Source organism: Oleiagrimonas sp., assembly GCF_027858935.1.
In the GTDB taxonomy this organism is placed as follows: Bacteria; Pseudomonadota; Gammaproteobacteria; order Xanthomonadales; family Rhodanobacteraceae; genus Oleiagrimonas.
Genome location: NZ_JAQIBU010000274.1, coordinates 1 through 11,245, shown reverse-complemented (window position 1 = coordinate 11,245; position 11,245 = coordinate 1). Strand labels below are relative to the sequence as shown.

13 protein-coding genes, 1 tRNA gene and 1 pseudogene are annotated in these 11,245 nt (G+C 62.7%); all 15 read right to left on the bottom strand.

The genetic code is table 11. From position 1 onward, the window contains the following. Nucleotides 1-107 precede the first annotated feature (107 nt). Nucleotides 108-638 carry a DUF4102 domain-containing protein gene (locus PF446_RS10290; RefSeq protein WP_298071333.1) on the bottom strand — a complete coding sequence of 177 codons (531 nt, stop codon included), beginning with the start codon at nucleotides 636-638 and terminating at the stop codon, nucleotides 108-110. A gap of 173 nt (nucleotides 639-811) precedes the next feature. Continuing rightward, a tRNA-Leu gene (locus tag PF446_RS10285) sits at nucleotides 812-898 on the bottom strand. A 25-nt stretch (nucleotides 899-923) separates the two neighbouring features. Beyond that, nucleotides 924-1,502: a cysteine dioxygenase family protein gene (locus PF446_RS10280; protein ID WP_298071332.1), complete on the bottom strand. Its 579-nt coding sequence runs from the start codon at nucleotides 1,500-1,502 to the stop codon at nucleotides 924-926. 87 nt (nucleotides 1,503-1,589) lie between these two features. Beyond that, the gene (locus tag PF446_RS10275; RefSeq protein ID WP_298071331.1) at nucleotides 1,590-2,690 is read right to left on the bottom strand and encodes a homoserine O-acetyltransferase; all 1,101 of its coding nucleotides are present in this window, start codon (nucleotides 2,688-2,690) and stop codon (nucleotides 1,590-1,592) included. A gap of 80 nt (nucleotides 2,691-2,770) precedes the next feature. Beyond that, nucleotides 2,771-3,853 (bottom strand): tetratricopeptide repeat protein, encoded by a 1,083-nt coding sequence (locus tag PF446_RS10270; RefSeq protein ID WP_298071330.1) that lies wholly within the window; start codon nucleotides 3,851-3,853, stop codon nucleotides 2,771-2,773. A 43-nt stretch (nucleotides 3,854-3,896) separates the two neighbouring features. Continuing rightward, complete coding sequence (locus PF446_RS10265; RefSeq protein ID WP_298071329.1) at nucleotides 3,897-4,331, bottom strand: cytochrome c-type biogenesis protein; 435 nt, start codon at nucleotides 4,329-4,331, stop codon at nucleotides 3,897-3,899. Further along, nucleotides 4,328-4,870, bottom strand: a complete 543-nt coding sequence (locus PF446_RS10260; protein ID WP_298071335.1) for a DsbE family thiol:disulfide interchange protein — start codon at nucleotides 4,868-4,870, stop codon at nucleotides 4,328-4,330. Before PF446_RS10260 ends, PF446_RS10265 begins: the two co-directional genes overlap by 4 nt. A 57-nt stretch (nucleotides 4,871-4,927) precedes the next feature. Further along, a pseudogene (locus PF446_RS10255) lies at nucleotides 4,928-6,844 on the bottom strand (heme lyase CcmF/NrfE family subunit); the annotation flags it as partial. Continuing rightward, nucleotides 6,844-7,332 (bottom strand): cytochrome c maturation protein CcmE, encoded by a 489-nt coding sequence (gene ccmE, locus PF446_RS10250; RefSeq protein ID WP_298071328.1) that lies wholly within the window; start codon nucleotides 7,330-7,332, stop codon nucleotides 6,844-6,846. The gene ccmE and the pseudogene PF446_RS10255, both read right to left, overlap by 1 nt. Before the next feature lie 24 nt (nucleotides 7,333-7,356). Continuing rightward, on the bottom strand, nucleotides 7,357-7,566 hold the full coding sequence (ccmD, locus tag PF446_RS10245) for a heme exporter protein CcmD (protein ID WP_298071334.1): 210 nt from the start codon (nucleotides 7,564-7,566) through the stop codon (nucleotides 7,357-7,359). Between the two features lie 2 nt (nucleotides 7,567-7,568). Beyond that, nucleotides 7,569-8,324, bottom strand: a complete 756-nt coding sequence (locus tag PF446_RS10240; RefSeq protein WP_298071327.1) for a heme ABC transporter permease — start codon at nucleotides 8,322-8,324, stop codon at nucleotides 7,569-7,571. 48 nt (nucleotides 8,325-8,372) lie between these two features. Next, entirely contained in the window at nucleotides 8,373-9,059 is a 687-nt protein-coding gene (gene ccmB / locus PF446_RS10235; RefSeq protein ID WP_298071326.1) for a heme exporter protein CcmB, read from the bottom strand. Next, complete coding sequence (gene ccmA / locus PF446_RS10230) at nucleotides 9,056-9,691, bottom strand: cytochrome c biogenesis heme-transporting ATPase CcmA (protein WP_298071325.1); 636 nt, start codon at nucleotides 9,689-9,691, stop codon at nucleotides 9,056-9,058. The genes ccmB and ccmA overlap by 4 nt, the downstream gene beginning before the upstream one ends. Before the next feature lie 269 nt (nucleotides 9,692-9,960). Continuing rightward, nucleotides 9,961-10,407 (bottom strand): DUF3293 domain-containing protein, encoded by a 447-nt coding sequence (locus PF446_RS10225; RefSeq protein WP_298071324.1) that lies wholly within the window; start codon nucleotides 10,405-10,407, stop codon nucleotides 9,961-9,963. Beyond that, a partial coding sequence (locus PF446_RS10220) for an FAD-dependent monooxygenase (protein ID WP_298071323.1) occupies nucleotides 10,391-11,245 on the bottom strand: 855 nt, incomplete at its 5' end. The genes PF446_RS10220 and PF446_RS10225, both read right to left, overlap by 17 nt.

Here is an 11,245-nt window from a genome sequence, read left to right as displayed (position 1 = left end):
AAAAACACATCTCGACGCGTCGCTCGGCGATGTTGCTCGAAACCTTCGCCTTGATCCGCTGCCATCGCCAGTGTTTGCTGTTTCATCGTCGCAATTCCGCTTGAATGTCAGGACAGCGCTATTTTCGCAATTGTGGGAGACTTTTTCAGCGTTGCCTTAGCTTCCACCTTGCGCAAGACATCCAGCACGTCGGGTGCCTTGATGTCAGCGATGGGCAAGCTATTCAAGCCCGATGCAAGGCCCAGCAGCCATTGCGCTTTGTTGAACGTGCCGGGGGCCAATGCCTCGCGTTGTTTGTTCAGCCATTCACTAGCGATAGCCTCAAAGGTCTGTGTGGCGTTCAATTCTGCGCGGCGTCGCTTGGCCTTGCGTTCCGCGCTGGGGTCGCGTCCTTCGCGGAGTAGGGCGCGCGCTTGGTCGCGACTCTGACGGGCGTCGGCTAGCGAGACTTCGGGGAACACCCCAAGCGCTAACCGTTTTTCTTTCCCGGCGTGGCGAAACTTCAAGCGCCAGTAGCGAGAGCCATTCGGCATCACTTCCAGGTACAGGCCGCCACCATCGAACAGGCGGGCGGGCTTTTCTCCCGGTTTTGCGTTGCGGATGGTGACAGCGGTTAGCTTTCCAGAGGCGTTTGGCATGGGGGCATCTCCGTTGCGATAGCCCCGAAGTGCGGGCTTGTGCCCCCAATGGTGCCCCCTTGTGCCCCCGGATGCAATCGGACGATCTGGAACCTCTAGACACAAAAAAACCGGCTAAGGTGCCGGTTTTGTTGCGTTTCTGGGGCTGTCTGGTACGGCCTGAAACTATGATTTGGTACCGAAGAAGGGACTCGAACCCTCACTCTGTTTCCAGAAACGGATTTTGAATCCGTCGCGTCTACCAGTTCCGCCACTTCGGCGCGGGGATGTGGAGTATGCCGCAAGTCAGTGCAGCTGGTCGAGGGCCAGGGTACGCTCGTCACGCCGATACCACTGGCCTTCGATCGGATCGAAAACCGCGCACTGGGTCATCGGTGCGGAATAGATGTGCAGACTCACTGCAATGGCGTCATCGCTGGGATTGCGGATGCAGTGGTATTCGTGTGGCGGTATCAGGCTGCCTGCCGAGCCCGGGCCGGCCTGTATGGAACCCGCCGGATTGAAGCGGTAACGGCTGTCGTCCTGTTCCAGCAGCTGGTACTGGGTGATATCCAGTGCCCCGCGCCACACGCCTTCCACGCACCACATGCCGTGGTGGTCATGGATCTTGGTGCCTTGGCCAGGGCCCCAGGTCATGGCGGTCACGCAGTAACCATAACGCTCACTTCGATACAGTTCCCGACGCGCGTAATGCTCGGCGTTGGACTGGAAGACACATTCGGGAAGCATCACGTCCTGCTGCTGGATCAGGCTGCACAGGGTGCTGCGCAGCGCATCGGTGATGTCGGCGGTTGAGTCCTTGTTGACGGCTTCGTCGAGGGCGTCGACAAGGATACGGCAGCCGGGAAATTCGAGAGCAAGCATGAGCGATGGGTACAGTGGGGTAGCCAGTCGGGACGTATGATTTTAGCAGGGACCGAATAGCCACATGCCGTGTTTCCTGCGAGTGGGCTACAGGCGGTCGAGGAAGCCGCCGATGGCGGGCCCGTAGTGTTCGATGTCGACGAGGAACGCGTCGTGCCCCTGTGGTGAATCCAGGGCCACGAATTCGACCTTTGCGCCGGCATCCTCAAGTCCCTTGGCGATCTGCTCCTGCTGTTCCAACGGGAACAGGATGTCGGTGGTGACCCCGATCACCAGTGCATGCTCGATGCAGATGCGCTTGAGCCCCTCATGCACGCTGCCACCACCGTATTCGGCTACGTCGAACCAGTCACTGGCACGCGACAGGTACAGATAGCAGTTGGGATCGAAGTGATGCACGAATTTGCGCGCATGCGCCTGCAGGTACGACTCGACCTGGAACTCGAAGCCGAACGGGTCGCTCGGACGCTCCTCCGGGTCGAGCTTGATGCGTGCGAAGCGCCCGTTCCATTCCATCGCGGAGCGATAGGTGATCACGCCCAGCTTGCGCGCAATGTTCATGCCGCGCTCGGGATAGGTGTCCTCGGTATAGCGACCTTCGTTCCAGTTGCGATCCAGACGTATGGACTCGCGCTGCAGCGAACGGATGGCAATGGCGAAGGGCTGTGCCTGTGGTGCGGTGTCGACGCTGATATGCGCTCGCACCGTGCCCGGATGGTGCAGCATGTATCCCAGCGCAGCCATGCCGCCCATCGAGCATCCGATCAGGCAGGCCAGCCGTTCGATACCGAGGCCCTCGACGACGGCATGTGCCGCATTGGCGACGTCCTCGAGGGTCAGTTCGGGGAAGTCAAGGCGATAGCGTTCGCCGGTATCCGGGTTGATGGAATCCGGACCGGTCGAGCCCTTGTCGCTGCCCAGGGCGTTCACACACACCACATACCAGCGGTTGGTGTCGATGGGTTTGTCCGGTCCGAGCATCCTTTCCCACCAGCCGGGCGACGGGTCGGTCTCGCTGGAAGCGGCGTGCGCGTTCGGCGACAAACCGGTCAGGATCAGGATGGCATTGCCGGCATCGGGGTCCAGCGTGCCCCAGGTTTCATAGGCGACGTGCCCACCGTGCAGCTCGCCCCCGCGTTTCATCGGGAACGGCGAAGGCAGGTTGTGGTAACAGCGGGCATCGGCCATGTGGGGTACGTCGGAGGCAGGCGGAACGGGCACTGTATATCGGTACCCGTGTCCGACCCAAACTGCGAACCTTTATGGCGTCAGTGCACGCTGTCGATGACGATGGACACCGGCTTGCCGGCGTCCACGGAAACCGGACCGGTCGTGCCCTCCAGGTCACCGGGAGCGGCGACGGGCTGCCCGCTGTGCGAGATACGCGCGGTGAGGTTGACCCTGGTGACGCTGGACAGGCGCAGTGTCGGCGTCATGCCCATGCCATCGGTGAGCATGACCGTGGTCGGCAGTGACGATGCCTTCAGTCGCGCCACGGCCAGCGGCATCGGCGGCCCCTTCAACGCCTTGGCAAAGACGTAGAGCGTATCGCCGGGTTTCACGCGACCTTTCAGGGCCGGTGCCAGGCTCACTTTTACCGCGATATGCGCACCCTCGTTGTCTGGTTGCACGGTGGTCGATGCCGGGGCCGGGGCGTTTCGTGCGATTTCCAGCGCCTGGGCTTCGGTTTTGCCGGAGGCGCGCGCGTTGGCCACTGCGATCTGCTGGTCGACGGCCTGGGCTACTTTGGAACCGGGCTCCAGCAGGACCTTCAAGCGCCGCCACAGCAGTACTGCATCGGCAAATTGGCCATGCTGGAAATTGCTGATTCCCAGGAGCCAGAGGCCGCGCTGATTGCGTGGGTCGGCTTTCACCGCCTGCTCCAGCAGGGTGCGGCCGCGATCACTGACGTGATGGTCCGCCTGGGCCATCGAGTCGGCTTCTGCCCAGGCCACCATGATGTCGGCATTGGAGGGGGCCAGTTTCAGGGCATGGCCATAGGCCTCACGCGCCAGACTGTCCCGATTGGTTCCGGCATAGGTCTGGCCGAGTAGCAGCCATCCCTGCAGATTGTCCGGATGTTTGGCCAGTTCGCCCTTGAGCTTGACCACGGCCTGATCCAGTGTCATCGGGGGCGGGTGAAGGGCTGACGGATTGAGCGCAGCAGGCGTACCTACATGCATGTAAAGGCCCCAGGCGACAAGCGGCAAGGCGAACAAGACGGCAACAGCAGTCACGAACACGTGACGCGGACGGCCATGGCTGCGTGCACTGCGCAGCATGGGGATCAGGATGATGCCGAGTGCGATCAGCACCATCAGTACGGCGAGGACGACAAACCATGCGGTCATGAAGAACAATCCGGTTCGGGCGAACGTGAGGCAAGGGCCGGCATCACCAGTCCTCGGTTTCTGCTTCTGGTGCGGGGTGGTTCTTGGTCCGGGTGCGTCTGCGGATGGTTACCCATACACCGCCGGCACCCAGCACCAAAACGATAGCCGGGCCAAACCAGAGCAACCAGGTGGACGGTTTCAGCGGCGGGTCGTACAGCACATAGTCGGAATAGCGATCGACCAGGTACTGCTTGATCTGAGCGTTGCTCTGACCTTCCTGCATCTTGCGAAAGATGATGTGCCGCATCTGTTGCGCCAGTTCGGCCTGTGACGCGGCCAGGCTTTCGTTCTGGCAGACCAGGCAGCGCAGCTGTGCGGTCAGTTTCTGGAAGCGTACTTCCTGTGCGCGATTCTTGAACGGCAGCGGATCGATGGCATGCACGGCGAACACCATGCACAAGCCGACCAGCAGCAACAGTGGACGCAGGTGTTTCATCGTTCTCCCCGCTTGAGTTTCGCGATTTTCGGTTCCAGGACCGTTTTGATGACGTTCGGCGTGAGCGGTCCGATGTGCTTGTAACGGATCACGCCATTGGCATCGATCAGGAAGGTCTCCGGTGCGCCGTAGATGCCAAAGTTGATGGCAGTGTCTCCCGACTGGTCGGTGACAACCATGCTGTAGGGGTTGCCATGCTTGTCCAGCCATGCCTTGGCATCGGACGGCTGGTCCTTGTAATCGTAGCCGACCAGGGGGATGCCCAGTTGCTGCGCCTCCTGCATCAGGACCGGATGTTCCTCGCCGCAAGCAAAACACCAACTGGCGAACACGTTGATCAGATAGGGTTGCCCGAGCATTTCGTGTTTGCTGACCGTGGTCGAAGGATCGTCCAGCAGCGGCAGGTTATAGGCGGGTGCAGGCTTTCCGATCAGGGGTGAGGGGACTTCACGCTGGTCATGAAGCGTGTTCCACCAGATGCCGAAGCCGAAAAGCCCCACAAGCAGCGCGAAACCCAACAGCGGAAGGATGCGGTTCATGCCTCGGACACTTGCCGGATCCAGGGTAGCGGTCGTTGCTGCGGAACCGGACGCATTGCGCTTGAGCCGGAAGCGGCGGTCGGAAGCGGCGACAAATCCACCAAGCATCATCAGCACGCCACCGCCCCACAACCAGCGGATGAAGGGCTTGACGTAGATGCGCAGTGCCCAGGCGCCATTGTCGAGTGGTTCGCCCATGGCCACGTACAGATCGCGCAGGGGGCCGGCATCAATGTCCGATTCGGTTTGCACCTGACCGCGTTCATAGGTGCGCTTCTGCGGGTGCAGTACCGTCAGGGGCTTGCCGTTCTCAAGTACTTCGACAGTGCCCTGGTCAGCCTTCCAGTTCGGGCCTTCGGTATGTTTTATGCCCTTGAATCGGAACGCGAAGGCGCCGATGGTCTCGGTTTGCCCCGGGGCAAGGCGCACGTCATGTTCGACGCTCAGGGCCGTGGTCAGAAGGACTCCGGCAAGGAAGATGCCCACGCCGAGATGTGCGATCAGCATGCCCAGCATCTCGGCCGGATAGCGATTACCGGCCGGGGCCTCGCGCCAGCGTCTGATCGCGTAGGCGACAACGCCATAGATCACGTAGATCGAGGCCAGGCCACCGAGGATGGCCCGCCATGGCGGCACGCCGCTGTATTCGGCCGCAAACAGGATGCCGCCCAGCAGCACAGCAACAATCGCCGCCTGCACGAAAACCTTCACCAGCAGTCGGCCTCCGGCACGCCCCCAGCGGGCAAACGGACCCAGGGGCATGAGCACGATCGCCGGTGCCATCAGCAGGATGAACAAGGTACCGAAGTACGGCGGACCCACCGAGATGCGGCCCCAGCCAAATGCGTCGCCGATCAGCGGGAACAGGGTGCCCAGCAGTACCATGGCCGCGGAGGTGGTCAGCAGCAGGTTGACGATCAGCAGCAGCGTTTCCCGCGACAGCGGCGCAAACGGCTTGCCGCCGGCGACCTTGGGTGCGCGTAGCGCATAAAGCAGCAGCGAGCTGCCGATCACGATGCCCAGATAGATCAGGATGAATACGCCGCGTCGCGGGTCGGACGCAAACGAATGCACGCTGGTCAGCACACCCGAACGCACCAGGAAGGTGCCCAGCAGCGACAGCGAGAAGGCGAAGATCGAAAGCAGCACGGTCCAGGCTGGCAGCGTACCTCGCTTTTCGGTGATCGCCTGTGAATGGATCAATGCGGTGCCGACCAGCCAGGGCATGAATGAAGCGTTTTCGACCGGATCCCAGAACCACCAGCCGCCCCAGCCCAGTTCGGCGTAGGCCCACCAGCTGCCGGCGACGATACCCAGTGTCAGGAAGCCCCATGCGAGGTTGGTCCACGGTCGTGCCCAGCGCACCCATTGCTTGTCCACACCACCGCCCAGCAGCGCCGCGATGGAAAACGCGAAAGCCACCGAGAATCCGACGTATCCCATGTACAGGACCGGTGGATGGAAGGTCATGCCCGGGTCCTGCAACACGGGATTGAGGTCAGCGCCGTCGGCGGGCGCCGGGAGCAGTCGTCCGAAGGGGTTGGAGGTGAGCAGGATGAACAGCAGGAAGCCGACGCTGAGCAGGCCGAGCACACCCAGTACGCGTGCCCCGAAATCCTCGGGCAGGCGCGGGCTGAAGATGGCCAGGGACAGGGTCCAAACGTTCAGGATCAGCATCCACAGCAGCATGGATCCTTCATGTGCGCCCCACACCGCGGCGAAGCGGTAGTACCAGGGCAACGCAAGATTGGAGTTGTTGGCGACGTACTCGACCGAGAAGTTGAAGGTAAGGAAGGCGTAGGCGAGGATGCCGAACGCCAGCGCCACGAAGAGGAACTGGCCTACGGCTGCGGGTCGTCCCACCGCCATCAGTGCCGGGCTCTTGCGCCAGGCGCCGACCAGCGGCAGCACGCCCTGCAGTATGGACATCAGCAGCGCGAGAATGAGGGCGATCTGGCCCAGTTCGGGAAGCATCACGAACCCCCTTTGGGTGTCGACCCGTGGGCGTCTTTCATGTGGGACGCCTTGGCACGCCCCGCCGCCTGGGCCTTGCGAATGGCGTCGGCCACTTCCCTGGGCATGTAGGTCTCGTCATGCTTTGCCAGGACCTCGGTGCCGACGAAGTGGTTGCCGTCCATGTGGCCGGTCACGATCACGCTCTGTCCCTCGCGGAACAGGTCGGGAAGGATGCCGGTGTAGACCACGGGCATGTCATGGAAGCGATCGGTGACGACGAAATCAACCTTCAGCGAATTGCCATCGCGAACCACCGAGTGCTCCTTGACCACGCCACCCAGCCGGAACTGGTGGTGGGCCGGAGCCTTGCCCGCATCCACTTCGGTCGGCGAGTACAGGTAGTTCATGTTCTGCTGCAGGGCGAACACCGTCAGGCTGATCGCAACCGCGGCGGCGGCAATGACCAGCAAGGTGATGATGAGTCTTCTTTTGCGCTTGGGATTCATGATGATGCCGTGCGTGCGTCCAGCTCAGGTCGGACGGGAATGGGTGTCATCGGGGTGCTGCGGCTTGCCCGATTCACGAGCTTTTTGACGCGCCATGCGCGCGCGCAGTTCCCGGAGTATGCGCTTTTGTCGCAGCCTGGGCGCGAGGTAGTCGGCCAGCAGTACCACGAAAAACAGGGCGTAGGAGGTCCACACGTAGAACGCGTAGCCGCCCATGTGGAAGAACGTGGACAGGCTCATGCCTCATCCTCCATCGCCAGATCGCGGACCCAGTGCTTGCCGCTTTCCAGCGAGAGCATGTCGGTGCGTACGCGTCCGCACAGGCTGGCGACCCAGTACAGCTTGGTCGACAGCGTCATCACCAGCAGCGGCCAGAGCATGTCGGCCTCGATGCTGGATTTGCCGAACAGGCGTACCGTGGTGCCCTGGTGCAGCGTATGCCACCACTGCACCGAGTAATGCACGATCGGCAGGTTGACCACGCCGACCAACACCAGGAAGGCGGCTGCCCGCGCGCCTTGCCGGCGATCCTCGAAGGCGTGGTAAAGGCCGATCACGCCCAGGTACAGGAACAGCAGCACCAGCTCCGAGGTCAGTCGTGCATCCCAGGTCCACCAAGTGCCCCAGGTGGGGTAGCCCCAGAGTGAACCGGTGACCAGCGTGATGAAGGTGAAGGCGGCGCCGATGGGTGCCGATTGCATTGCCACCGATTCCGCCAGCTTGATGCGCCAGATCACGGCAATGAAACCGGACACGGCCATCACGCCATAGATGAAAAGACTCATCCAGGCGCTCGGCACGTGGATATAAATGATGCGGAACGCGTCGCCCTGCTGGTAGTCGGGTGGCGCCATTACCAGGCCGCCATACAGCCCGATGATCAGCAATATCAGCGACAGGGCCATGCACCACGGGCGCAAGACACCGGCAAAACGGTAGAAGGTCGGCGGTGAAGACAGCCGTTGCATCCAATGCGGGATCCAGTTGGCCATGTCAGGTCGTCTCCGCGTGAGGGCTGGTGAGGGGAAAGGAGGAGTTCATCATGCGTCGACCGCGATGCGAAGGGCTGCGGCGCAGGCCAATGGAGCCAGTACCAGGATCAGGGCCAGTGCGGCGCCAAGCCAGGCGATCGGGGCAACCCAGGGCAGGTTGGCCTGGGCGGCAGATACCGCACCGGCAGCGAAGATGACCACCGGCACGCATAGCGGCAGCAACATCAGCGCGAGGAGCATACCAGAGCGCCGGGTGCCGGCCGTCAGCGCGACCAGCACCGACCCCAACAGACTGAGCAAGGGTGTGGCCACCACCAATGCCAGCACCAGCACGGCGATGGCATGGCCTGGCAGATGCAGCATCGAGGCCAGGAGCGGCGCGATCACGATCAGCGGCAGGGCGGTGGTCAGCCAATGCGCAAGAATCTTCATCGACAGCATCAGCGCAAGGGGTTGCGGCGCCAGCATCAGTTGTTCCAGCGAGCCATCCTCGAGATCGGGCCGAAACAGCGCGTCGAGCGCCAGCAGCATCGACAGCAGTACCGTGACCAGCACCACGCCACCGGCGATGCGTGCCAGCAGTGCGCTGTCGGGGCCCAGCGCAAAAGGGAACAGCGTCGCCACGATCAGTGCATACAGCACCGGCATGGCCATGTCGCCACGGCTACGCCAGGCCAGGACCAGGTCACGGCGCAGGACGGCGGCAGCGGCAGCGGAAACCGAACCGGGCTTCATGCGGGCATCCTTATGCGACGTGGGGTGCCATGCAGGAAAGTGACTGCGCCATGGCTGGTGACCAGGGCCGCGCCACCTGCTTCGGCATGTTCCTCGATCAGGCCGTTGACCAGGGCAATGCCCTCTCTGTCGAGATTGGCGAATGGCTCGTCTAGCAACCACATTTGCGCGGGAATGAGCAACATGCGCGCCAGCGCAGCGCGTTTTTTCTGGCCGGCCGAGAGTTGGCGTACCGGCTCGTCCTCGTAGCCTTGCAGGCCGACTTTTTGCAATACATTGGCCGGCGTCGTCCGGGGGCGGCAGCCGTAGAGACCGGAGGCGATGCGAAGGTTTTCCAGCGGAGAAAGGTCGGCTTTCAGGCCCAGATGGTGGGCCATGAAAAGCATGCGTCCGCGGGCACGGTCCCGATCGAGCGGTTCACCGTCCAGGTACAGGTTGCCTTCGTCGGCCCTCAGCAGGCCGGCAAGCACGCGCAGCAACGTGGTCTTGCCGCTGCCATTGTCGCCTTCCACCAGCATCACCTCGCCGTGCGCGAGGCTGAAATCCAGGGGACCGAATACCCGTTCGTCCTGGCGAAGGAACGTCAGGCCCCGGGCTTCCAGCAGGGCGGTATTGGTTGTGTTTGGCATCATGGAATCAGGCAGCAGTGCGCATGATTGTCCCAGTGGCTGGATCACCTGTCCATGCGGTTGCAGGTCGCGGCTTGGGAAGCCCGTGTCCATTTGCGTCAGGGACGGGGAGCATTGAGCAGTTCCCGTAAAGGGGTCATCGGAACCGGTGAAATATCGACGTTGCCCATGCTACTTATCGAAGCCACCGACGATGTTGATTCAGGTCATGTTGACACGCAAAGCAGGGTGGCCAATCGCATGCTGCGGTCATGGGCGGGAAGCGGGTATCTCTAGAGGCCCGAGTGATCACGTGCCGCTTCATCGTGCCAGCGCAATGCCGCCCGCCCAGCTCCGTCACCGCGGACCACGGCAAGTTGGTCAAAGCGCAGCATCAGCAGGTCAAGGTCACGACAAGCGATACCGGCCACGAACAGGCTCGGCTCGCGCCAGCCTGGCGCACTGCCCACGCCGGGATGGATCGCCTGGATGTCGACGATCCCAAGCAGCGCATCACGCAAGTCATGTTGCGCGGCGCGATTCTCCTGACGCGAACGGGATGCAGCACCAGGGTTCCATGCGGTGATGAAGCCCCAGGCCGCACGAGGTCCGGGAAGCAGGGCGACCAGGGGCACTGGCAGGGGTTTGTGGATGTGGATGGACGCACTTTCGCCACCCGGCAGACGCACACGGTAGTCGGCGACGCGAAAGATTTCCCGTACTTCAGCCGGTGCGTGCATGATCGCGGATCCCATGGACCCCGGAGGGCAGCGGTGGAAGGGTCGTGCGAAGGATGCGCACGGCGGCATCCAGGTCAAGGCCATCCAGACTGTCGCGGCCGTGCAGCAACTGCTCCAGGAGACGTTCCTGCGCGCGTCCGCGCTGCCACGCATAGGCGTAGGGGAGGTGGGTGAAACTGACCATCCGGTAGCGCGACATGAAGTGTTCCGGCGCACGGCCGGAGAGCGACTGGCCGAGCGCACGCCGAAGCAGGAACTGCGGATCGGTTACGGCATCGCGCATCTCGACGTAATTTTCCAGCGCCATCGCAGCGATGGCGTCGGCATCGGGCTTGCGCTGATCCTGGAAGCGGGCAAACGCCGTGGCGCTGCCATGCTCGGCCAGCAATGCCGCCAGCGTGGTTGCGTCCTCGAAGCCGGCGTTCATGCCCTGGCCATGGAAAGGGACGATGGCGTGCGATGCATCTCCGATCAGCAGTGCCTTGCCGCCCAGATGCCAGCGGTCGAGATATAGGGTGCCCAGGCGACCGACCGGATGGGCCCGGAAGTCCTCGCGAAAATGCGGGATCAGGGCCGATGCATCGGGGAACTGCTCATGGAAGAAATGCTCGGCGGCCCCGGGATCGTTCAACGCCGCGAAGCTGGGGCATGGGCCTTCGTTGGGCATGAACAGGGTGACGGTGAAGCTGCCATCGACATTGGGCAATGCAATGCACATGTAGCCGCCGCGCGGCCACACGTGCAAAGCATGGGGGTCCATCGCATGCCGTGCGCCAGGAGCCGCGGATACGGGGCGGGTGTTCTGTGCAAGAGCCGCCAGTGGAGGGATCTCGAGCTC